We start from the raw sequence: 23,346 nt of genomic DNA on the forward strand, positions 1-23,346 counted from the left end.
GGCTTTACGCGAGCCATCCGCACGACGCCCCGGCTTTAGGCCGCGCGCCGATCGGCAGCAAATAGAGGGTGATCATTCCGGGACGTGCACCTCGCGCCGCTGAGCTGCGGCGGAACCGGCGTTCCGCTCCGGGGTCGCACCGTGACCGTCCGGGGGCACGCGGCCGGCCCCCCGTGCCCAACGCCCCACCGGGCGGGCACAGGTGACGGACTGTCCGCCATCGGTTACAGCGGGCGGGAACTTCCTGCACTATGGGGTCACCACACCGACCGGGAGCTGTGACCCATGGCAGAGAGCGTGCTGGTGCGCTGTCCGGCCTGCCGCCGCGACCACACGTACACCGCACCGACGTATCCGTGCGCGTGCGGGGCGCCGCTCTGCCTTCCGGTGCTGCGCGGCGGGCTGCCGGTGGAGGTCAGGCACCGCTCCTGGGAGGACTCCTGGGTACGGCTGCGCTGCCCCGACTGCGGGCGCACCGACCACTGGCCGCAGCCGGAGTTCGGCTGCGCCTGCGGTGCGCTGATCCGGCTGCCGGTGGACGACGAGGCTACGGGCGCGCCGGGGCGGCTGCCCGTACCGCACACCGGCGGCCCGGTGCCCGAACCGGGCGGTGCAGTACCGCCGCCGACGACGCCGCGGCCACCGTTCCGCCCGGTCACCATCCGCACCGGGCGGGACGCGCTGACGGCGGCGGCACAGTATCTGAAGTGGCTCGGCTTCGCCGACGTGCGGCTGGCCGGCGACCGTACGGCCAACGGCATCGACCTGCGCGGCCAGGGCCTGGTCGCCCAGGTCGACCCGAGCACCCAGCCCACGCCGGTACGGGACGTCGAGTGCCTGTGGCTCAACTGCGCCAACGAGGACGCCGTCGGGGCGTTCTTCTCGCTCGCGGGCTACGCCCACGACGCCCGGCTGCGGGCGGACCACCTGGGCGTGCCGCTCTTCGTCATGGACCTCACGGGAACGCCGCAGCCGGTCAACGACGCGGCGGACGCCCTGATCCGCTCCGGCCCGCCCACCGCGGCCTGACCGCCCCCGCACCGGGTTGGGCCACCTGGGCGTCTCCGGCGTCACGCCCCCGGTGTGCCGCCGGGCGGTTCGGCGTCCCGGTGCGCGAAGCCCGAACGCAGCTCGATCTTGCGGACCTTGCCGCTGACCGTCATCGGGAAGGCGTCCAGGACGTGCAGGTGCCGGGGGATCTTGAAGTGGGCCAGCCGGCCCTCGCAGTAGGCGGCGATCTCGCCGAGGGTCGGCGGGTCGGCGGGGTCGCGGGGGATGACGCAGGCCAGCACCTCCTCGCCGTAGGTGTCGTCGGGCACCCCGACCACCTGCACGTCGGCGACCTTGGGATGGGCGTAGAGGAACTCCTCGATCTCCCGCGGGTAGACGTTCTCCCCGCCCCTGATGATCATGTCCTTGATCCGGCCGACGATCGCCACGTAGCCGTCGTCGCGCATCACCGCGAGGTCGCCGGTGTGCATCCAGCGCCCGGCGTCCACCGCCTCGGCCGTACGGTCCGGTTCGTCCCAGTAGCCCAGCATCACCGAGTAGCCGCGCGTGCACAGTTCACCGGCCGTGCCGCGCGGCAGCGTGACCCCCGACGAGGGGTCCACCACCTTGACCTCGATGTGCGGCAGCGCCCGGCCGACGGTGCCGGTGCGGTGATCCACCGGGTCGTCGCGCCGGGTCTGGGTGGACACCGGGGAGGTCTCGGTCATCCCGTAGCAGATGGACACCTCCGCCATGTGCATCTCGGCCATCACCCGCTTCATCACCTCGACCGGGCACGGCGAGCCGGCCATGATGCCGGTGCGCAGCGAGCTGAGGTCGTAGTCGGCGAAGTCCGCCAGGCCGAGTTCGGCGATGAACATGGTGGGGACGCCGTAGAGCGCGGTGCAGCGCTCCAGCTCGACCGCGCGCAGGGTGGCGGCAGGGTCGAAGGACGGGGCCGGGATCACGATGCAGGCGGCGTGCGAGGTGGCGCCGAGGTTGCCCATGACCATGCCGAAGCAGTGGTAGAACGGCACCGGCAGGCAGATCCGGTCCTGCTCGCTGTAGCCGACCGTACCGCCCACGAAGTAGCCGTTGTTGAGGATGTTGTGGTGCGAGAGGGTGGCGCCCTTGGGGAAGCCGGTGGTGCCCGAGGTGTACTGGATGTTGACCGGGTCGTCGCAGCTCAGGGTCGCCTCGACGGCGGCAAGATAGCCGGGGTCGAGGTCCTTGCCCGCCGCCGTCAGATCGTCCCAGGACGCGTCGCCGATGTGCACGATCTCGCGCAGGTCGGGGCAGTTGACGCGGACCTCGGCGGCCATCAGGCGGTAGTCGGTGCCGCGGTGCTCGGTGGAGGCGATCAGCACCGAGACGCCGGACTGCCGCAGGGCGTAGGCCAGTTCGTGCAGCCGGTAGGCCGGGTTGACGTTCACCATGATCGCGCCGAGCCGGGCGGTGGCGTACTGCACCAGCACCCACTCGGGGCAGTTGACCGCCCAGATGCCGACCCGGTCGCCCTTTCCGACCCCGCCGGCGGCCAGTCCGCGGGCCACCTCGTCGACCGCGCGGCCGAACTCGGCGTAGGTCCAGCGGCGGCCGGCGGGCACGTCGACCAGTGCCTCGCGGTCGGGGTGTGCGCTGATGGCCCGGTCGAGGTTGCGGCCGATCGTGTCGCCCAGCAAGGGGGTGCTCCCGGTTCCGTGTGCGTACGAGGGCTCGGCGCTCACCGGTAGTCCTCCTCATGGAATTCCGCGCTCCCGTCGTGCATCGTCGCCTCGCGCAACTCGATCCGGCGGATCTTGCCGGAGACGGTCTTGGGCAGCGGGGCGAACTCCAGCCGCCTGATGCGCTTGTAGGGCGCGAGCACGGAACGCGAGTGGGCGAAGATCGCCTTGGCGGTCTGGCCGTCGGGCGCCCAGCCCTCGGCGAGCACCACGTACGCCTTCGGGATCGCCAGCCGCAGCTCGTCCGGCGCGGGCACCACGGCCGCCTCGGCGACCGCCTCGTGCTCCAGCAGCGCGCTCTCCAGCTCGAAGGGGCTGATCTTGTAGTCGCTGGACTTGAAGACGTCGTCCGCGCGGCCCACGTAGGTGATGTAGCCGTCGGCGTCCCGGCTGCCGATGTCGCCGGTGCGGTAGTAGCCGCCGCCCATCGCCTCCTCGGTCCGCTCCGGGTCGCCCGCGTAGCCGGTCATCAGGCCGACCGGGCGGCTGCTCAGGTCGAGGCAGATCTCCCCCTCGTCGGCCGGCACGCCGGTCAGCGGGTCGATCAGCGTCACCGTGTAGCCGGGGGTGGGGCGCCCCATCGAGCCCGCCTTGACCAGCTGGCCCGGGGTGTTGGCGACCTGCACCGCGGTCTCGGTCTGCCCGAAGCCGTCCCTGATCACCACGCCCCACAGCCGCCGTACGTGCTCGATCACCTCGGGGTTGAGCGGTTCGCCGGCCGCCACCACCTCGCGCGGCGGAGTGCCGAGCGCGCTCAGGTCGGCCTGGATCAGCATCCGCCACACCGTGGGCGGCGCGCAGAAGCTGGTCACCCCGCAGCGGTCCATCTCGGCCATCAGCCGCGCCGGGTCGAACCGGGTGTAGTTGTGCACGAAGACCGTCGCCTCGGCGTTCCACGGCGCGAACAGGCTCGACCAGGCGTGCTTGGCCCAACCGGGTGAGGAGATGTTCAGATGCACATCGCCCGGGCGCAGCCCGATCCAGTACATGGTGGCCAGGTGCCCGATCGGATACGACACGTGGGTGTGCTCGACCAGCTTGGGCTGGGCCGTGGTGCCGGAGGTGAAGTAGAGCATCAGCGGGTCGGACCCGGCGGTCGGGCCGTCGGGGGCGAAGCCCGGCGGCGTCGCGTACGCCTCCTCGTAGGCCAGCCAGGGGGCCGCGGCACCGCCGCCGACCGCGATCCTGGTGTAGTCGCCCGGCACCTCGTCGAACTTCCCCGTGTCGGCGGCCCGCACGACGGCGTGCCGTGCCCGGCCGCGGCCGATACGGTCCCGCAGGTCGGCCGGCCCCAGCAGCGGGGTCGCCGGAATGACCACCGCGCGCAGCTTCATCAGCGCCAGCGCGGACTCCCACTGCTCGACCTGGTTGCCCAGCATCAGCAGCACCCGGTCCCCGGCCCGTACCCCGCGGGCCCGCAGCCAGGACGCGACCCGGTCGGAGCGGTCGGACATCTCGCGGAAGGAGATCAGCGACTCGGTGCCGTCCTCCTCGACGATCCACAGGGCCGGGCGGTCGTTGCCCGCGGCGATCACGTCGAACCAGTCGAGGGCCCAGTTGAAGCGCGCGGGGTCCGGCCAGCGGAAGCCGTCGCGGGCCGCCGTATAGTCCTCGCGGTGCCGCAGCAGGAAGTCCCGGGCGGCCCGGAATGCCCCGGTCGCGTCCGATGCCGGCATGTGTCCTCCTCGTGGATGTCCCCTCGGTAGCATCGTGCGGTAGTGACGTGGGTCTCACTACCCCCGGACGGGGGTGAGGAGGTGGCGCGGTGGACGGCAGTCGTGGCGAGGCCATGGACGTGCGGGCCGCCCTGCTGCGCATGCGCAGATCAGGGCTGCTCCCGGTGGCCTTCGGCGGGCTGGTCGCGGCGGCCGGGGCGCAGCACTTCCGGATCAGCGAGCTGTCCGGCGCCGACACGGACTCGCTGCGCGGCCTCACCGTACGCACCGGGAACGGCCTCGGCGGCAAGACCCTGGCCCTCGGGCGCCCCTACGCGGTGACCGACTACGGCTCGTCCCGCGCCATCAGCCACGAATACGACGCCGCCGTCGCCGGGGAAGGGCTCCGCTCGGTGCTCGCCGTGCCCGTCGTGGTCCACCGGCAGGTGCGCGGGGTCCTCTACGGGGCGCTGCGCCAGCCGTACGCCCTCGGTGACCGGCCGCTGGCCGCCGCGATCGACGCGGCGCGCGATCTCGAACAGGCGCTCGCGGTACGGGACGAGGCGCGGCGGCTGCTGGCGTCCTGCCAGCCGCCGGTCGCGGCGGATCCGCGGGCCTGGGAGGAGGTGCGCGAAGCGCACGCCGAGTTGCGGGCGCTGGCGGTGCGCATCGCCGATGTGCGGCTCCGCCAGGAGCTGTTGACGGCGTGCGCGCGGCTGGCCTCGGCCGGCGCGCCGTCTTCCTCCCCCGCCCGCCCGCCCCTTGTCCAGCTCACCCCGCGCGAGCTGGACGTCCTCGCGACGGTCGCCTCGGGCGCCACCAACGCGGCGGCGGCCGCGCGGCTGCGGGTGCGGCCGGAGACGGTGAAGTCGTATCTGCGGTCGGCCATGCGCAAGTTGGGTGCGCACACCCGGCTCGAAGCGGTCACCACCGCCCGCCGCGCCGGGTTCCTCCCCTAGCGAGCCTCCGGCCCGCGCCCGTGAAAAACGCTCACCTTCTGCGGGAGAGGGTGCCCTCAGGGACGCGGGGAACTGCGCGCCCAGCCGCGACGGCGGGACGGTCCCGGGACGGCGGGAGGAGGCAGCCCCGGGGGGAAAACCGGGCGCGGAGCGGCGGGGGCGGGGGTAGCGTGCCGGGGGTGACGGTCGATCGGGTGGGCGGCTTCGCCGCGATGTCATTGGTGCTCGTGCTGATTCCCGGCCCGAGCGTGCTGTTCGTGCTGGGCCGGGCACTCGCGCACGGCCGGCGGACGGCGCTCGGCAGCGTCCTGGGCAACGCGATCGGGGCGTACGCCCTGATCGCGCTGGTCGCGGTCGGACTCGGCGAGGTCGTGTCCCGCTCGGTCGCCCTCTTCGTCACGCTCAAGCTGGCCGGCGCGGCCTACCTGGTCTTCCTGGGCGTGAAGGCGTTCCGCCACCGCGACGCCCTGTCCGCCTCGCTGCGGGACGACGCGGGGGCGGCCGGGCCCCGCAGGGGCGACCTGCGCACCCTGTGGGAGGGCTTCGTCGTCGGGGTGACCAACCCCAAGACGATGGTGTTCTTCGCCGCCGTCCTCCCGCAGTTCGTGAACCGCGACGCCGGCCGCGTCCACGAGCAGATGCTGCTGCTCGGCCTGGTGTTCACCGTCATCGCGCTGCTGTGCGACAGCGGCTGGGCGCTGACCGCCTCGGCCGCGCGCGGCTGGTTCGCCCGCTCGCCGCGGCGGATGGCGGCGGTGGGCGGGACCGGCGGGCTCGCGATGATCGGCCTGGGCGTCACGGTCGCGGTCACCGGCCGCGCGGACACGTAGGACCGCGGCGCGCGCGCTGGTGTGAGCAGGCGCACACCAGCGGCATCAGCGAAACGTTTGCGTTTCGATACCCCTCGACGTACGGTCATGGAGTACGAAACCGTTTCGTTTTTCCTGCGGTACAGCCCTACCCGTCCCACCTCAGGAGCTCCGCCTGATGTCCTCCCAATCAGCGGCCGACGTCCCCGTCGACCAGCTCAAGAAGCCCGCACCGGAAAAGACGCCTGGTGCGCGCACGGAAAGGGCGAACCACCGCTGGTGGGTCCTGGCCGTGATCGCGCTGGCGCAGCTGATGGTGGTGCTGGACGCCACCGTCGTGACCATCGCCCTGCCCTCCGCCCAGAAGGCGCTGGACTTCTCCGACGGCAACAGGCAGTGGATCGTCACCGCCTACTCCCTCTCCTTCGGCTCCCTGCTGCTGGTCGGCGGCCGGCTGGCCGACCTGGTCGGCCGCAGGATCGTCTTCCTGATCGGCGTCGTCGGTTTCGCCGGCGCCTCCGCGCTGGCCGGCGCGGCGCAGAACTTCGAAGTGCTGGTCACCGGCCGCGCCCTGCAGGGCCTGTTCGGCGCCCTGCTCGCCCCCGCGGCGCTCTCGCTGCTCAACACGACCTTCACCGACGCCAAGGAGCGCGCGAAGGCCTTCGGCATCTACGGCGCCATCGCCGGTGCGGGCGGCGGTGTCGGCCTGCTGCTCGGCGGTGTGCTCACCGAGCACCTGAGCTGGCGCTGGACGCTGTACGTGAACCTGGTCTTCGCGGTGTTCGCCTTCCTCGGCGGTCTGGCGCTGCTGCGCAAGGACGCCCCCGCCGACCGGCAGAAGCTGGACCTGCCGGGCACCCTGCTGGTCACCGCGGGCCTGTTCTGCATCGTCTACGGCTTCTCCAACGCCGAGACCCACCACTGGGGATCCCCGATGACGTGGGGCTTCCTGGTCATCGGTGTCGTGCTGGTGGCGGCGTTCAGCTGGTGGCAGACCCGTGCCAAGCACCCGCTGCTGCCGCTGCGCGTGCTGCTGGACCGCAACCGCGGCGCGTCCTTCACGGTGCTCGCGCTCTCCGGCGCCGGGATGTTCGGCGTCTTCCTCTTCCTGACCTACTACCTGCAACTGTCGCTGCACTACAACCCGGTGAAGACCGGTCTGGGCTTCCTGCCGATGATCGGCGCCCTGATGGTGGCAGCCCAGCTGGTCACCAACACGCTGCTGCCGAAGCTCGGCCCGCGCCCGATCGTGCCCACCGGCATGGTGATGGCGGCGGCCGGCATGGCCTGGCTGACCGTTCTCGACCTCAACAGCACCTACGCGGCGAACGTGCTGCCGCCGCTGCTGGTGATCGGCTTCGGCCTCGGCCTGGTGATGCCCGCCTCGATGAGCGTGGCGACCGAGCGGGTCGCCGAGACGGACGCGGGCGTGACCTCGGCCGCGGTCAACACCATGCAGCAGGTGGGTGGTTCGATCGGCACCGCGCTGCTGAACACGCTGGCGGCCAGCGCCGGGGCCACGTATCTGGCCCACCACACCGGCAAGCTCGTCGTGGCGCACGCTGCACTGCACAGCTACGCGACCGCGTACTGGTGGTCGGCGGGCCTGCTCGCGCTCGGCGGTGTGCTGGCGCTGTTCATGTACCGCGGCGGCCGCCCGGCGCCCAGCGAAGAGAGTGCCGCTCCCGCGCCCGTCCACATGTGAGCCGCAGGGCTCGTAGGGCTCCCTCAGCACCCGGCGCCGCCTGAGCGGACGGCGCCGGGTCCGGGGGCCGGCCGCCGGGTCATCGTGGGGACGGGACACCCGGCACCACCGGCCCCCCGCACACGCCGCCCCGCCGGATCGCGTCCCCCGTACGCGACACCGGCGGGACGGCTTTCGCGTTCCCGGGCCGCTCGGCTTCGGGCGGCCGCCCGCACCGTGTCCGTTCACTCTGATGGCCCCACAGCGCGCACGGGCGGGCTCCCGCCCGCCGGGGCCGGGGCACGAACACCGGCGACCAGGACCGTTACGCCCTGGGGCGGGTCTTCGCGCACCGGGTTACGGTGAGGGCATGGACGGCTTCCGGCCGCTGTACGTACCGGTGCGACGAGGTCCCGCGGGGCTCGTCGTCCGCCTGTGGCGCACCCCCGCGGGCACGCGGACCGCGGTGGCCTTCACCACCGATCAGCGGCTGCGGTCGGCTCTCGGGCCGTGCCAGGCGTGGATTCGGCTGTCCGAATCCGCGCTGCGGCGGCTCGCCGAGCCGCTCGGCGCCACGTCCTTGACGGTGGACCCGCTCCTCTTCTCCCACTCGGCCGCGCGAACCCCCACGTAGTGCGCGCGGCGCTGCGGCAGGGGGCGAGGTGACCCGTCACCCCGGGCCGGTGGGGGCTTGTCGCGCAGTTCCCCGCGCCCCTGGGGGGGCTGCCACTTGCGGTGGCGCTCGCTACTTTCCCGCCGTCGCGGCTTGTCGCGCAGTTCCTCGCGCCCCCAGGTGAGTGCCACTTGCCGTAGCGCTCGCTGCTTTCCCGCCGTCGCGGCTTGTCGCGCAGTTCCTCGCGCCCCCAGGTGAGTGCCACTTGCCGTAGCGCTCGCTGCTTTCCCGCCGTCGCGGCTTGTCGCGCAGTTCCTCGCGCCCCCAGGTGAGTGCCACTTGCCGTAGCGCTCGCTGCTTTCCCGCCGTCGCGGCTTGTCGCGCAGTTCCTCGCGCCCCCAGGTGAGTGCCACTTGCGGTGGCGCTCGCTACTTTCCCGCCGTCGCGGCCTGTCGCGCAGTTCCTCGCGCCCCTGGGGGGGTGCCCTCTGCGTGGAGGGTGGGCGTTTTTCGGGGGCGCGGGGGAACTGCGCGACCAGCCCCCACCTGGGCCGCAGGCGAGATGCCACCGCACGTGGCAATCACGTCAGGGGCGCGCGGAACCGCGCGCGGGGGTGCGGGTCTGGACCAGCTCGGGTCAAGATCCTGGCTGGACGTCCCCGGTGGTCATCGCCGGCACCTCGCGGGAGGCGAGGTCGCCCGGGGGGATGCCCGGGTGGTGCTGGGCGGCGGACAGGGGGGTGGCCGAGGCGGTGGCGCCGAGGGCCAGCCGGGAGACGATGCGGTAGCGGTCACCGCGGTAGACGGAGTGGACGTACTCCACCGGGCGGCCCGCCGTGTCCTTCGTGAGGCGTTCGAAGAGCAGCGCGGGCGACAGCACGGGCACCCCGATCAGCCGGGCCTCCTCCTCGTTGGTGACGGTCGGCTCGATGGACTGCACGGCCTCGTGCACCCGCACCCCGTGCCGCTCCCGCAGGAAGTCGTAGAAGTCGCCGGACTCCATGTCGTCCGGGCGCAGGCCGGGGACGAGCGCGGCGGGCACGTGGAGGTACTCGATGGCCATCGGCTCGTTGTCGACGAGCCGCAGCCGCGCGATGTAGGTGATCTCCGCGGCCGGCGAGATGTGCAGCCGCCGTCCGACGCGGGCGCCGGCCTGGACCGTGGTGAACTCCAGCACCCTGCTGGCCCAGCTGCCGGACGCCTGCGGCAGGCGGTACGCGTCGCGGGCCGGGGCGAGTTCCTGGGTGATCTTGGCGCGGCCGACGAACATGCCGCGCCCGTGCTCGCGCACCAGCAGCCCTGAGGTGACCAGTTCGTCGACGGCGGAGCGCAGCGTCGGGCGGGAGACGCCGAGTTGCTCGCACAGGGTGCGTTCGGAGGGGATCGTCCGCCCGCGCTTCCCGAGGTGACATCACCGTGAGATCCAGACTCCTCCCCGCCGCCGCCGCGCTCGCCCTGGCGGCCGTCACCGGCCTCACCGCCTGCGGCTCCTCCGACTCGTCCGACGCTTCGGGCTCCGCGGGCGGCGGCATTCCGGCGCCGGCCGGGCTGACCGTGTGGATCATGCAGGACAGCGTGTCCGACGGGGTGCTGAGCCGGTTCAAGACCGGCTTCGAGACCGCGCACAAGGGCACCACCCTGGACATCCAGATCCAGCAGTGGGACGGCATAGGCCAGAAGATCACCAGCGCGCTGGCCAGCAAGGACGCGCCCGACGTGATGGAGGTCGGCAACACCCAGGTCGCGCAGTACGCGGCCAGCGGCGGCGTGCGGGACCTCACCGACAAGGTCGCCGACCTGCACGGCTCGGACTGGATCCCCGGGCTCGCCGACCCCGGGAAGATCGACGGCAAGCAGTACGGCGTCCCGTGGTACGCCGCCAACCGCGTCGTGGTCTACAACAAGGACCTGTTCAAGCAGGCCGGCATCACCGCCCCGCCGAAGACGCGCGACGAGTGGATCCAGGACACCACCAAGCTCGACACCGGTGGCAACGACGGGATCTACCTGCCAGGCCAGATCTGGTACGCACTGGCCGGCTTCGTGTGGGACGAGGGCGGCGACCTCGCCGTCAAGGACGGCGACAGCTGGAAGGGCACGCTGGACACCCCGCAGGCCAAGGCGGGCATGGCCTTCTACCAGCAACTGCAGGCGCTCGGTCAGGACCCCAAGGACTCCGACGAGGCCAAGCCGCTGCAGGCGGACGTCTTCGCCAAGGGCAAGACCGCGCAGATCATCTCGACGCCGGGCGCCGCCTCGCTCATCACCAAGGCCAACCCCGCGCTGCAGGACAAGATCGGCTTCTTCCCGGTCCCGGGCAAGACCGCCGACAAGCCCGGCGCGGTCTTCACCGGCGGCTCCGACCTGGTGATCCCGGAGGCCTCGCGACACCAGGCGCTGGCCTACGAGGTGGTCAAGGCTCTGGCCGGCACCGCCTTCCAGACCGACATGGCCAAGGAGATGAGCTACGTGCCCAACCGCACCTCACTGGCCTCCGTGGTGGCCGGCAACCCGGGGGCGTCGGTGATGGCGGCCGGCGCGGTGAACGGCCACGCCACCCCCAACTCCCCGAACTGGGCGGCGGTCGAGGCGAACAACCCGATCAAGCAGTACATGACGCAGGTGCTCACCGGGGCCGACCCGGATGCGGCCGGCAAGACCGCCTCCGAGGCGATCACCAAGGCGCTCAACACCGCTTCCTGACCGGCGCCCGGCCCCGTCACCGACCACCACCCCACCCCCCGGAGGGAAACCGTGCTCACCGCCCGTTCCGCCGCTCCGCGGCCGGCCGTCGTGGAGCCGCGCCGGCCCTGGCGCGGCCGCGACGGCGCCGCCTCGGCGCGGTCTGGCCGTGCTTGCTGGTCGCCCCCACCGTGCTCGGTGCGGCGTTCCTGCTGGTCTATCCACTGGTCAGAAACACCGTGATGTCCTTCCAGCACTTCGGGCTCGGTGAGCTGATCCGGGGCGGGGCGACCTGGGTGGGCTTCGCCAACTACCGCACGGCTGGGCGACCCGGAGTTCTGGACGGTGGTGCGGCGCACTATGTGGTGGACCGGGCTCAACGTGGCGCTGATCATGGTGCTCGGCACCCTGGTCGCGCTGATGGTCAACAGGCTGGGCCGGCGTATGCGGTTGGCGGTGATGAGCGGGCTGGTGCTGTCCTGGGCGACCCCGGTCATCGCCGCCACCACCATCTTCCAGTGGCTGTTCCAGTCCCGTTTCGGGGTGGTCAACTGGCTACTGGTCAAGCTGGGCTTCGACTCCTACCGCGACTACTCCTGGTTCGCGCACGGCGGTTCCACCTTCGCCATCCTGGTGGTGCTCGTGGTATGGCAGTCGGTGCCGTTCGCCGCGCTGACGCTCTACGGCGGCCTCACCACGATCCCGGTGGAGCTCTACGAGTCGGCCAGGATCGACGGCGCGAGCGCCTGGCAGTCCTTCCGGCTGGTCACCTTCCCGATGCTGCGACCACTCTTCGCACTGATCACCTCGCTCGAAGTCATCTGGTGCTTCAAGGCGTTCACCCAGATCTGGGTGATCGGCCAGGGCGGTCCTAACGGCGCCACGACCACGCTGCCGGTCTACGCCTTCCAGATCGCCCAGTCGCTGCACAAACACCGGTGACCTGCAACTGCGCTTCTACCGCTCCGACTGGCAGACCCTCAGGCAGTCCGACGACTACTCCTTCAACGGCGCCCAGACCGCCTACGCGAACTGGCCGAAGCTCACCGTCCAGGACGTCGGCGCGGTCGTCTACGGCACCGCGCCCGCCGGCAACGACCCGACGCCCCCCACCACCCCGCCGACCTCGCCGGGCGGCGGCGGCCAGAACGGTCCCGCGCTCTTCGACGACTTCTCCTACACCACCAGCTCCGACGCCGCCGTCCAGCAGCACGGCTGGACGGTCAAGTCCGGCCAGGGCGGCCCCGGCGTGGCCGGCGCCACCTGGTCGCCGCAGGACGTGACCTTCGTCGCCGACGGCTCCAACAAGGTGATGAACCTGCGGCTCACCACCGACGGCACCGCGTCCGGCACCCGGGAGACCGAGATCCAGACCACCGCGCGCAAGTTCACCAACGGCACCTACGCCGCCCGGGTGCGCTTCGACGACACCCCCACCGGCGGCCCCGACGGCGACCACGTGAACCAGACGTTCTTCACCTTCACCCCGCTCAACGCGCCGATGGACCCCGACTACAGCGAGCAGGACTTCGAGTACCTGCCCAACGGCGGCTGGGGCGAGACGCAGAACATCATGTACGAGACGTCGTGGGAGACCTACAACCCCGACCCGTGGAACGCGGTGAACACCCACGGCCAGCAGTACGCCAGCCTGGACGGCTGGCACAACCTGCAACTCACGGTGGACAACACCAGCATCACGTACTCCATCGACGGCCAGGTCGTGGCCACCCACGGTGAGCCGTACCTGCCCGAGACGCCGCAGTGGATCGACTTCAACCACTGGCTGATCGACCTGGCGGGGCAGACCGGCAGCACCCCGCGGTCCTACGACGAGCAGGTGGACTACGTCGTCTTCGTCAAGCAGGTGCTCAGCCCGGCGCAGGTCAGCGCGCGGGTCGCGGGCTACCGTGCGGCGGGCGCCGCCTTCACCGACACGGTGCCCAACCCGTAGTCCCGCGCTTTCCTGGTCCGGTGTCGCGCCCGGCGGGTTTCCGTTATCCGCCGGGCGTGGCACCGTCTCCTGTCCGGGGGGAAAGTGACGGACGGAGAGTGGAGCAGCATGCGCGCAGCCGACCGAGTCGGACCCGACCCCGCCCTGGTGGCCGCCGCACGTGCGGGCGATCAGCGGGCGCTCGACCAGCTGGTCGCGCAGTGCCTGCCGCTGGTCTACAACATCGTGGGCCGGGCGCTGGACGGCCACGACGACGTGGACGACGTGGTGCAGGAGACACTGCTGCGGGTGGTGCGGGGCCTGGCCGACCTGCGGGACCCGGCGGCCTTCAGGTCCTGGCTGGTGGCCATCGCGGTACGCCAGGTGCGGGACCGCGAGCAGGCGCGCAAGGCGTCCTGGCACCTCCAGACCGCGCTGGACGCGGCCGAGCTGATACCCGACCCTGCCTCCGACTTCGCCGCGGTGACGATCCTGCGGCTCGGCCTGACCGACCAGCGTCGCGACATCGCCGAGGCCACCCGCTGGCTGGACGGCGACGACCGTACGCTGCTCGCGCTGTGGTGGCTGGAGGAGACCGGTGACCTCGGCCGCTCGGAACTGGCCGAGGCCCTGGGCCTGACCCGGCAGCACGCGGCGGTCAAGGTCCAGCGGATGAAGGAGCAGCTGGAGACCTCCCGGGCGGTGGTACGGGCGCTCGGCGGCGGCGCGGAATGCGACGGGCTGCGCCATCTGACCAGCGGCTGGGACGGCGTGCCGAGCCCGTTGTGGCGCAAGCGCTTCGCCCGGCACATCCGCAACTGCGCCGACTGCACCCGGCGCGGCAGCGCCCTGCTGCCGATGGACCGGCTGCTCAGCGGGCTGCCGCTGCTGCCGGTGCCGGTCGGTTTCGGCGGCCCGTTCGCCGCGCAGGCCCCGGCCGCCGCGCCCTTCTGGCACCCCGCCCCGCCGGCGCACGGCGTACCCCAGGACCCGCGCACCGCTCCGCGCCCCCACCCCCCACGGCGGAGCGGTGCGCGGCACGGAGCGCGGGCAAGGCCGAGGCTGCTGCACGGCCCCGCGGGGGTGACCGGCGCGGCGGTCGGCACCGTCGCCGCGGTCGCGGCCGGCGCGCTGCTCGCGGTCCATCTGACCGCCGGCGGCCAGGACAGCGAGCCGGCCGCGCACGCGGCGGCCTCGCCGGCCGCCGTCACCACCACCGCCGGGGCCACCACGACTCCGCCGGCCACCACCGCATCGCCGAGCCCGTCCACGACCTCCCGCAAGCCGACGGCGCCGGCGAGCAGCAGGCCGCCCGCCACCCGCGCCCCGGTCAAGGCACCGCCGCCCGCCCCGCCGGCCTCCTCGGCCCGCAAGGGCGTCGGGGTGTGGTCCTTCAACGGGGTGAACTCGGCGCTCGGCAAGTCCGGCGCCGCCTGGTACTACACCTGGTCGACCACCCACAGCGGGGTCAGCGGCCCCGGCTTCGTACCGATGATCTGGGGCAGCGCGAGCGCGGACGCCAACGGGCTGGCGCAGGCGAAGAAGGCGGGGCCGTATCTGCTGGGCTTCAACGAGCCCGACATGTCGGCGCAGTCGAACATGACGGTGGACCAGGCGCTGTCGCTGTGGCCGAAGCTGGAGTCGACGGGCAAGGTGCTCGGCAGCCCGGCGGTCGCCTACGGCGGTGACACCGCGGGGGGCTGGCTCGACCGCTTCATGTCGGGCGCGAAGTCCAAGGGCTACCGGGTCGATTTCATCGCCCTGCACTGGTACGGCGGCGACTTCACCACGCCGAACGCGGTCGCACAGCTCAAGTCGTATCTGCGGGCGGTCTACAACCGCTACCACAAGCCGATCTGGCTGACGGAGTTCGCGCTGATCGACTTCTCCAACGGCGCCCGCTTCCCCACCGACCAGCAGCAGGCCGCCTTCGTCACGGCGGCCGCCAAGATGCTGGACGGGCTGCCGTATCTGCAGCGTTACGCCTGGTTCGGCCTCGGCGCCGACGACAGCAAGCCGAGCAGCGGCCTGTTCCGCAGCGGCGCGGTGGAGACGCCCGCGGGGCGGGCCTTCGAGTCGGCGCGCTGACCGGGCCGGCGGGGGCCCGCAGCCGCGCGGCGGCCCGGATCAGGCGGCCGTGAACGTCACGTCGTGCGCGGCGCCGGGGTCGCCGGCGGCGAGCAGCCGCAGGCCCTCCGCGCTGAGCGCCGCCCGGTCTGCGGCGCTCAGCGGGGTGAAGTGCGTGACGGAGACGGCCGCCCTGCCTTTGGCCCGGTCGAAGCGCCAGGTGCCCGCGACGAATCCGTCGACCAGGATGGAGCCGCGCACGATGCCGTTGACCGTCATCACCCGGGAGCGGTACTCCTCGGGCATGATCCGGGTGCGGTCGGCGTGCGACAGCAGGAGGTTGTCGAAGTCGGTGACGAAGCGGGCCGGCACGGGCACGGACGGGTCGGCCAGTGCCGCGTTGGGCAGGTCGTGCAGCAGCCGGCCGTCCTCGGCCCGGTATCTGCGCAGGTCCATGTCGGCGAAGACCGGCCTGAGGCCGGTCAGGCCGCTCCACTTCTGCATGTCGGCGGGGCTCGCCGGGCCGAACGCGGCCAGGTAGCGGCGGACCAGGTCCGCGGGGTCGGGCGCGATGAGCGGTTTGCCGAGCCATTCCTCCAGCAGGCCGTAGACGGGCTGCCCGCGGGCCCCCCACACCCCGCGCGGCGGCAGCTGCACCAGCGGCATCCAGGACCGCAGCGCGTTGACCAGCGAGGCGGGGTCGGCGTCCGGGAAGCGGGCGGCGAGCTCGGTACGCAACTCGCCGGGCGTACGCGGCCGTTCGCGCAACAGCGCGCGCCCGTAGGCGATCAGGGCCGCCCGGTCGACGCATGCGACGCCCTTGGCGAACTGCGAGCCGCGGAAGGACCGTTCCAGCATCGGCCCGATCCAGTGCCGCAGCCGGATCGCGTCCGCGGCCGTCACCAGGTGCACGGTGCTGCGCATCAGCACCAGCCGGACCGCCCGCCGCGTGCTCAGCAGCTCGCCCAGCTCGGCGAAGTCGAAGCCGGCCAGCCGCGTCCACAGCCCCGGGTAGGGCGAGGTCGGGGTCTGCGACTGCAGCCCGAGCAGGTGCCTGATGGTGCCCTCGGCTCCCATCGTGACTCGCTCCAACAGGAGTTGGCGGTCGAGCAGAGTGCGGTTGAGGGTGCGCAGATCCAGCGGCTGGGTGACCATGGTCCCACGGTATTGCTCCTTGCGGACAGTTTCGGTCCGCAACGGCGGGCGCTGAGGCGGGCCGCGCCAGACCCGGTCTAAGCCGCCGGGTGGTTGCGGTGGCGCGCGGGCTCGCGGTCGTGGTGGATCGGGGTGTGCGCGCCGGTCAGCGGGGCGCCGGTGCCGCCGTGGCGGTGGGCGACGATCTCCGCCGCGATGGACAGCGCCGTCTCCTCGGGTGTGCGGGCGCCCAGGTCGAGGCCGATCGGCGAGTGCAGCCTGGCGAGGTCGAGGTCGCGCAGCCCGGCCTCGCGCAGCCGGTCGAGCCGGTCCAGATGGGTGCGCCGGGAGCCCATGGCGCCGACGTAGGCCAGTGGCATCCGCAGCGCGATCTCCAGCAGCGGGATGTCGAACTTGGCGTCGTGGGTGAGGACGCAGACCACCGTACGGGCGTCCAGCCGCCCGGCGTCCGCCTCGGCGGCGAGGTAGCGGTGCGGCCAGTCCACCACGACCGCGTCCGCGTCCGGGAAGCGGCGCGGGGTGGCGAAGACCGGGCGGGCGTCGCAGAGGGTCACCCGGTAGCCGAGGAAGGCGCCGGCGCGTACCAGCGCGGCGGCGAAGTCGATGGCGCCGAAGACCAGCATCCGCGGCGGCGGGACGCTCGTCTCGACCAGCAGGGTCAGCGGCTCGCCGCAGCGGCTGCCGTCGGCGCCGATCCCGACCGTGCCCGTACGGCCGGCGGCGAGCAGCGAGCGGGCCTCGGCGGCCGCGGTGGCGTCCCGCACCTCGTCGCCGAGAGTACCCAGGACGGCCCCCTCGGGGCGTACCAGCAGGGCCCGGCCGAGGAGTTCGGCCGGGCCCCCGGTGATCCTGGCGACCGCCGCCGCCTCCCCCGACGCGGCGGCGGCCAGGGCGGCGGCGATCTCCGGCGCGGCGGCCGGGTCGATCCGCTGGACGAGGACGTCGATGTCGCCGCCGCAGCTCAGGCCGACCGCGAAGGCGTCCTCGTCGGAGTAGCCGAAGTGCCGCAGCACCGGCCGCGCCTGGTCACCGGCGGCCAGCACCTCCTGGCACAGGTCGTAGACCGCGCTCTCCACGCAGCCCCCGGACACGCTGCCGACGGCGGCGCCCTCGGCGTCGACGGCCAGCGCCGCGCCGGGCCGGCGCGGGGCGCTGCCACTGGTCGCGACCACGGTCGCCACCGCGAACGGCCGGCCCTGGGCGCACCAGCGGTGCAGGTCGTCGGCGATGTCCAGCATGGCGCTCAGCCCCTCTCTTCGCGGTGCGGCGGTCGGCCCCGGGCGGCCCGGGGCGGGTACGGGCGGTACGGGCGGGTACGGGCCGGACGAACCGTCGCCCGATGCGGAGGGGCCTACGTCCCGGTCAGGTGCTCGGGCCTGACCGGTGTCCTGTTCAGCTCCAGGCCGGTCGCCTGCCGGATGGCCGCGAGGACTGCCGGCGTGGACGACAGGGTCGGCGCCTCGCCGACGCCGCGCAGCCCGTAGGGGGCGTGTACGTCGGCGAGTTCGAGCACGTCGACGGGCACGGTCGGCATGTCGAGGATCGTGGGGATCAGGTAGTCGGTGAAGGACGGGTTGCGGACCAGCGCGGTCTTCGGGTCGACGACGATCTCCTCCATCACCGCCACTCCGAGGCCCTGCGCGGTGCCGCCCTGGATCTGGCCGACGACCGACAGCGGGTTGAGGGCCTTGCCGACGTCCTGTGCGCAGGCCAGTTCGACCACCTTGACCAGGCCCAGCTCCGTGTCGACCTCGACGACCGCGCGGTGGGCGGCGAAGCTGTACTGCACGTGGCCGTTGCCCTGGCCGGTGCGCAGGTCGAAGGCCTGGGTGGGCCGGTGCCTGAACTCCAATTCCAGGTCGACCACCTCGTCCTCCAGGACGTCGGCGATGTCGGCGAGCGCCTCGCCGCCGTCGGTGACCACCCGGCCGCCCTCCAGCAGCAGTTCCGCGGTGGCCCAGGCGGGGTGGTAGGTGCCGAACTTCCTGCGGCCCAGCTCGAAGACCTTCTCCCGGACTGCCTCGCAGGTGTTCTTGACCGCGCCCCCCGTCATGTACGTCTGCCGGGAGGCGGAGGTGGAACCGGCGGACCCGACCCGGGTGTCGGCGGGCTGGATGGTGACCTGGGTGACACCCAGCTCGCTGCGGGCGATCTGCGCGTGCACGGTGACACCGCCCTGGCCCACCTCGGCCATCGCGGTGTGCACGGTCGCGACCGGCTCGCCGTTGATGACCTGCATCCGCACCCGGGCGGTGGAGTAGTCGTCGAAGCCCTCGGAGAAGCCGACGTTCTTGATGCCGACCGCGTAACCGACGCCCCGCACCACTCCTTCGCCGTGAGTGGTGTTGGACAGGCCGCCGGGCAGGGCGCGGACGTCGGCGCCCTCGGTGGTCTCCCACTGGCGTTCCGGCGGCAGCGGGCGGGACTTGACCCGGCGCAGCAGCTCCGCGACCGGGGCGGGCGAGTCCACCGGCTGGCCGGTGGGCATGACCGTGCCCTGCTCCATGGCGTTGATCTGCCGGAACTCCACGGGGTCCATGCCCAGTTCGGCGGCGACCTTGTCCATCTGCGCCTCGTAGGCGAAGCACGCCTGGACCGCGCCGAAGCCGCGCATCGCACCGCAGGGCGGGTTGTTGGTGTAGAGGGCCAGCGCCTCGATGTCGACGTCGTCCACCACGTAGGGGCCGATCGACAGCGAGGCGGCGTTGCCGACCACGGCGGGCGAGGCGGAGGCGTAGGCGCCGCCGTCCAGCACGATGCGGCACCGCACATGGGTCAGCCTGCCGTCGCGGGTGGCCCCGTGCTCGTACCAGAGCCTGGCCGGGTGGCGGTGGACGTGGCCGAAGAAGGACTCGAAGCGGTTGTAGACGATCTTGACCGGTTTGCCGGTGCGCAGCGCCAGCAGGCAGCCGTGGATCTGCATCGACAGGTCCTCCCGGCCGCCGAAGGCGCCGCCGACGCCGGACAGCGTCATCCGGACCTTCCGCTCCGGCAGCCCGAGCACCGGGGCGATCTGCCGCAGGTCGGAGTGCAGCCACTGGGTGGCCACGTAGAGGTCGACGCCGCCGTCCTCGGCCGGCACCGCGAGCCCCGACTCGGGGCCGAGGAATGCCTGGTCCTGCATGCCGAAGACGTACTCGCCGCTGACCACGACATCCGCGCGCCGGGCCGCCCCGGCCGCGTCGCCGCGGACGATCGGCTGCCGGTGCACGACGTTGGGGTGGGGGACGTGGCCGATGTGGTGGTCGTCGCGGCCGTCGTGCACCAGGACCGCGTCCGGCGCGGTCGCCGACGCCTCGTCGGTGATGACGGGCAGCGGCTCGTACTCGACGCGGATCTTGGCGGCGGCCCTGCGGGCGGTCTCCGGGTGGTCGGCGGCGACCAGTGCGACCGGCTCGCCGTGGTGGCGGACCTTGCCGTGCGCGAGCACCGGGGTGTCCCGGATCTCCAGGCCGTAGTGCTTGACCTCGGTCGGCAGGTCGTCGTAGGTCAGCACCGCGTGGACGCCGGGGGTGGCCAGCGCCTGGCTGGTGTCGACGGAGACGATTTCGGCGTGCGCGACCGTGCTGCGCAGCGTGTAGCCCCACAGCATGTCCTCGTGCCACAGGTCGGAGGAGTAGGCGAACTCGCCGGTGACCTTGAGGATGCCGTCCGGCCGCAGCGTGGACTCGCCGATGCCGCCCTGGGTGGGGGCGGACTGGGTGAGGCTGGTGGGGGTCCTGGTGATGCCCATCTCACGCCCCCTGTCCGGTGCGCGCGGCGGCCAGCCGGACCGCGTCGAGGATCTTCTCGTAGCCGGTGCAGCGGCACAGGTTGCCGGACAGCGCCTCGCGGATGTCGCCGTCGCTGGGCGACGGGTTGTTCTCCAGCAACTCGTCGGCCGCGACCAGCAGTCCGGGAGTGCAGAAGCCGCACTGGACGGCGCCGGCGTCCACGAACGCCTGCTGGACCGGCGACAGTTCGCCGTCCTCGCCGGCCAGTCCCTCGACGGTGTCGACCCGCCGGTCCTGCGCCTGCCCGGCGGCGACCAGGCACGAGCACACCGGCACCCCGTCCAGGCGTACCGTGCACGACCCGCATTCGCCTTGCTCGCAGGCGTTCTTGGAGCCAGGCAGCCCCATCCGCTCCCGCAGCACGTACAGCAGGCTCTCGCCCTCCCATACGTCATCGGCCTGCTGCTGCCGCCCGTTGACGGTGAAGGTCACGCGCATGACCGGTGTCCCCTCTCGCTGCGGTACTGCTCCCACGTCCACCCCAGCGTCCTGCGGGCCAGCACGCCCAGGGCGTGCCGCCGGTAGGACGCGGTGCCGCGCACGTCGTCGATCGGGTTGGCGGCCCCGGACACCAGGTCGGCGAACTGCTTGGCCACCGACGGGGGTACGGGCTTGCCGCTGTCCCACAGGCCGCCCTCGTCCAGGGCCGCGGTGAGGAACTCCTCCGCGGTGGCGGCCCGGATCGGGGTGGGCGCGGCCGAGCCGATACCGGTGCGGACCGTGCGGGTGTCGGGGTGCAGCGCGAGACCGAACGCGCACACCGCGATCACCATCGCGTTGCGCGTACCGACCTTGGAGAACTGCTGCGGCCCCGTCGCCTTCTTCAGGTGCACGGCCCTGATCAGCTCGTCGGGCGCCAGCGCGTTGCGCTTGACGCCGGTGTAGAAGTCCTCGATCGGGATCAGCCGGCTGCCGCGCACCGACTCGGCCTCCACCGCGCCGCCGCCGGCCAGCAGCGCCGGGTGGGCGTCGCCGGCCGGCGAGGCGGTGCCGAGGTTGCCGCCGACGCCACCGCGGTTGCGGATCTGCGGGGAGGCCACCGTGCGGCTGGCCAGCGCCAGCCCCGGCAGTTCCGCGCCCAGCCCGGCCATGATCCGCGAGTAGGGGACCGAGGCGCCCAGTCGTACGGTGTCCGCGCCGGTCTCCCACTCCTCCAGCTCGCCGACGCGGTTGAGGTCCAGGAGGTGTCCGGGCCTGCGGTGGTCGAAGTTGATCTCGACCATCACGTCGGTGCCCCCCGCGATGGGCACGGCCGAGGGGTGCTCCGCCTTCGCGGCGAGCGCCTCCTGCCAGCTGGCGGGTCGCAGGAATTCCATGGGGTCTCTTCTCGGGATCTCGATGGCGCGGGAGTACGACCGGGGCCACTCATCTCCTGTACACACTGCGTGGCCTCAGTACACGGCCAGTGGGCCGTCCGGGTGCAGTCACCGAAAACATGAAGCACTCGGCTGGCCAACCGCCAGGTCTTGTAGATTCCTCTGAAAGAGACCGCGGGGACACCTCACGGTCTCCCACTGGCCACGAAGGACGCCGGGCAGGCGCCCGACCGGCGATGGCACGACAGGACAAGGCGACCACGATGCGGCTGCGCACGCTCCTCGACACCGAAGCTCTCGGCCTGCGGCTGCTCGGCGGCGAAGCGGAACTCGACCGCACGGTCCGCGGCGTGATGACCACCGACCTGCGCGACCCCAGCCGCTACCTGTCCGGCGGTGAACTGGTGCTGACCGGCCTGGCCTGGCGGCGCACCGCCGCCGACAGCGACGACTTCGTCCGCCTGCTGGCCGCCGCCGGGGTCGCCGCGCTCGCGGCCGGCGACGCGGAGCTCAGCGCGATCCCCGACGACCTGGTCGACGCCTGCGCACGGCATCGGCTGCCGCTGTTCGCGGTGGACGCGCGGGTGGCCTTCGCGGCCATCACCGAATACGTCGTCAGGCAGGTCTCCGGTGAGCGGGCCGGCGACCTTGCTGCGGTCGTCGAACGGCACCGCCGGCTGATGTCGTCGGGTCCGGCGGGCGGCGGCCCCGACGCCGTGCTCGACCTGCTCGGCAGCGACCTGGACCTGCGGGCCTGGGTGCTGTCGTCCACCGGCCGGGAGATCGGCGGCGCTGGCCACCCGCTGCCCGTGCCGGTCCGCGCCGAACTGGCCGGGGCGCAGCAGGCCGCGGCCCGCACCGCCCGCCGCGGCCCGTACCGGGTCGCGGTGCAGGGGCGTACGTACTCGCTCTTCCCGGTACGCGCGGGCGCCGCCGCCGATGACGTGCGCTCCCGGGTGCTGTCCGACTGGTTCCTGGCCGTCGAGGCCGACGCCGGGGAATGGCCGGCGGAACGGCTCGACCTGCTGCAGGGCGTCACCCAGCTCATCGCCGTCGAGCGGGACCGGCGGGACGCCGCCCGCGCGGTCAGGCGGCGGCTGGCCGGCGAGGTCTTCGACCTGGTCAGGGAGGGCGCGGCGGCCGCCGAGATCGGGGCCAGGCTGCGGGCCGCGGCGCCGGTGCTCGTACCGGGCGCCGGCGGCGAGCCGCACTGGCAGGTCGTGATCGCCAAGGTCGACTGGGCCGGCGCGGAGCTGCCCGCGGACCCGGCGGCGCGGGCGCTGCTCGAAGAGGTGCTTGCCGACCAGCCCGACCAGGGGTTCGACGGGGCCGACCGGATCGCCGTCGCCCAGGCCGAGGGCGAGGCGGTGGCGCTGGTCCCGCTGACCGGCGGCGGCCCGGGGGGCGGTATGACCGGCGCCGCGCCCGAGCCGCTGCACGCCGAGGCGCTGCTGGGGCTGCTGCGCGGGCCGCTGGCCGGCGGCCTGGGCGAGGACGGCCGGCTCACCGTCGGAGTCAGCGCCGCCGTTCACTCGCCCGAAGGCCTGCGGGGCGCGCTGGAGGAGGCCAGGCACGCCCGCCGGGTGGCCGCCGCGCGGCCGGGCCGGGTGTGCGTGGCGGGCCACGAGGAACTGGCCTCGCACGTCCTGCTGCTGCCCTTCGTGCCCGACGACGTCCGCCGCGCGTTCACCGCCCGGCTGCTCGATCCGCTGCGCGCCTACGACCGCAGGCACCGCTCGGAACTCATCCCGACCCTCGAAGCCTTCCTCGACTGCGACGGCTCCTGGACCCGGTGCGCGAGTCGGCTGCACCTGCACGTGAACACCCTGCGGTACCGGATCACCAGGATCGAGCAGCTGACCGGCCGTGACCTGGCCCGGCTCGAGGACAAGCTGGACTTCTTCCTGGCACTGCGGATGAGTTAGTGATCCCGTTCACAAGATGTGATCTCCCGCCTCTTGGCGGGAGGCCCCGGCGCATGTTGAAC

The 23,346-nt window shown here is 72.9% G+C and carries 15 protein-coding genes and 3 pseudogenes; 10 read left to right on the forward strand and 8 right to left on the reverse strand.

Annotated features, from left to right (window positions below):
* Positions 1-285: 285 nt before the first annotated feature.
* Positions 286-1,029, forward strand: coding sequence for a hypothetical protein (locus OG702_RS08120; protein WP_327288182.1), 744 nt, complete (start codon positions 286-288; stop codon positions 1,027-1,029).
* A 41-nt stretch (positions 1,030-1,070) separates the two neighbouring features.
* Here OG702_RS08120 and OG702_RS08125 read toward each other — a convergent pair whose 3' ends face one another.
* Both OG702_RS08125 and OG702_RS08130 read right to left on the reverse strand, forming a co-directional pair.
* Positions 1,071-2,717: an AMP-binding protein gene (locus OG702_RS08125; protein WP_327288183.1), complete on the reverse strand. Its 1,647-nt coding sequence runs from the start codon at positions 2,715-2,717 to the stop codon at positions 1,071-1,073.
* Positions 2,714-4,390 (reverse strand): AMP-binding protein, encoded by a 1,677-nt coding sequence (locus OG702_RS08130; RefSeq protein WP_327288184.1) that lies wholly within the window; start codon positions 4,388-4,390, stop codon positions 2,714-2,716. Before OG702_RS08130 ends, OG702_RS08125 begins: the two co-directional genes overlap by 4 nt.
* A 113-nt stretch (positions 4,391-4,503) precedes the next feature.
* Between OG702_RS08130 and OG702_RS08135 the strand changes: the two genes are divergently transcribed.
* The 4 genes from OG702_RS08135 (at position 4,504) to OG702_RS08150 (ending at position 8,455) form a co-directional block, all read left to right on the forward strand.
* Positions 4,504-5,328 (forward strand): helix-turn-helix transcriptional regulator, encoded by an 825-nt coding sequence (locus OG702_RS08135; RefSeq protein ID WP_327293130.1) that lies wholly within the window; start codon positions 4,504-4,506, stop codon positions 5,326-5,328.
* A gap of 212 nt (positions 5,329-5,540) precedes the next feature.
* Positions 5,541-6,158 carry a LysE family translocator gene (locus OG702_RS08140; RefSeq protein WP_327293131.1) on the forward strand — a complete coding sequence of 206 codons (618 nt, stop codon included), beginning with the start codon at positions 5,541-5,543 and terminating at the stop codon, positions 6,156-6,158.
* 157 nt (positions 6,159-6,315) lie between these two features.
* Entirely contained in the window at positions 6,316-7,842 is a 1,527-nt protein-coding gene (locus OG702_RS08145) for an MFS transporter (RefSeq protein WP_327288185.1), read from the forward strand.
* A 349-nt stretch (positions 7,843-8,191) separates the two neighbouring features.
* Positions 8,192-8,455 carry an SAV_915 family protein gene (locus tag OG702_RS08150; RefSeq protein ID WP_327288186.1) on the forward strand — a complete coding sequence of 88 codons (264 nt, stop codon included), beginning with the start codon at positions 8,192-8,194 and terminating at the stop codon, positions 8,453-8,455.
* A 615-nt stretch (positions 8,456-9,070) separates the two neighbouring features.
* Here the strand turns inward: OG702_RS08150 and OG702_RS08155 are convergent.
* Positions 9,071-9,826: pseudogene (locus OG702_RS08155) on the reverse strand (GntR family transcriptional regulator); the annotation flags it as partial.
* Between the two features lie 23 nt (positions 9,827-9,849).
* Here OG702_RS08155 and OG702_RS08160 point away from each other — a divergent pair.
* The 4 genes and pseudogenes from OG702_RS08160 (at position 9,850) to OG702_RS08175 (ending at position 15,136) form a co-directional block, all read left to right on the forward strand.
* A complete protein-coding gene (locus OG702_RS08160; protein WP_327288187.1) occupies positions 9,850-11,136 on the forward strand; it encodes a sugar ABC transporter substrate-binding protein in 1,287 nt (428 codons plus the stop codon).
* 170 nt (positions 11,137-11,306) lie between these two features.
* Positions 11,307-12,051, forward strand: a pseudogene (locus OG702_RS08165) (carbohydrate ABC transporter permease); the annotation flags it as partial.
* Positions 12,047-13,069 (forward strand): annotated as a pseudogene (locus OG702_RS08170) (glycoside hydrolase family 16 protein); the annotation flags it as partial. The pseudogenes OG702_RS08165 and OG702_RS08170, both read left to right, overlap by 5 nt.
* Positions 13,070-13,177: 108 nt before the next feature.
* Positions 13,178-15,136: a sigma-70 family RNA polymerase sigma factor gene (locus tag OG702_RS08175; RefSeq protein ID WP_327288188.1), complete on the forward strand. Its 1,959-nt coding sequence runs from the start codon at positions 13,178-13,180 to the stop codon at positions 15,134-15,136.
* Between the two features lie 39 nt (positions 15,137-15,175).
* On the opposite strand, the gene OG702_RS08180 is transcribed toward OG702_RS08175, so the two are convergent.
* The 5 genes from OG702_RS08180 to OG702_RS08200 form a co-directional block, all read right to left on the reverse strand.
* Positions 15,176-16,270: a winged helix DNA-binding domain-containing protein gene (locus tag OG702_RS08180; RefSeq protein ID WP_327288189.1), complete on the reverse strand. Its 1,095-nt coding sequence runs from the start codon at positions 16,268-16,270 to the stop codon at positions 15,176-15,178.
* Positions 16,271-16,347: 77 nt separating this feature from the next.
* A complete protein-coding gene (locus tag OG702_RS08185; protein WP_327288190.1) occupies positions 16,348-17,508 on the reverse strand; it encodes an XdhC/CoxI family protein in 1,161 nt (386 codons plus the stop codon).
* A gap of 113 nt (positions 17,509-17,621) precedes the next feature.
* Positions 17,622-20,003, reverse strand: a complete 2,382-nt coding sequence (gene pucD / locus OG702_RS08190) for a xanthine dehydrogenase subunit D (protein ID WP_327288191.1) — start codon at positions 20,001-20,003, stop codon at positions 17,622-17,624.
* Between the two features lies 1 nt (position 20,004).
* Complete coding sequence (locus OG702_RS08195; RefSeq protein WP_327288192.1) at positions 20,005-20,481, reverse strand: (2Fe-2S)-binding protein; 477 nt, start codon at positions 20,479-20,481, stop codon at positions 20,005-20,007.
* Complete coding sequence (locus OG702_RS08200; RefSeq protein WP_327288193.1) at positions 20,472-21,359, reverse strand: FAD binding domain-containing protein; 888 nt, start codon at positions 21,357-21,359, stop codon at positions 20,472-20,474. The genes OG702_RS08195 and OG702_RS08200 overlap by 10 nt, the downstream gene beginning before the upstream one ends.
* Before the next feature lie 263 nt (positions 21,360-21,622).
* On the opposite strand from OG702_RS08200, the gene OG702_RS08205 reads away from it, so the two are divergent.
* A complete protein-coding gene (locus OG702_RS08205) occupies positions 21,623-23,284 on the forward strand; it encodes a PucR family transcriptional regulator (RefSeq protein WP_327293132.1) in 1,662 nt (553 codons plus the stop codon).
* Positions 23,285-23,346 lie beyond the last annotated feature (62 nt).

Origin of the sequence: Streptomyces sp. NBC_01198 (assembly GCF_036010485.1) — a bacterium.
GTDB lineage: Bacteria > Actinomycetota > Actinomycetes > Streptomycetales > Streptomycetaceae > Actinacidiphila.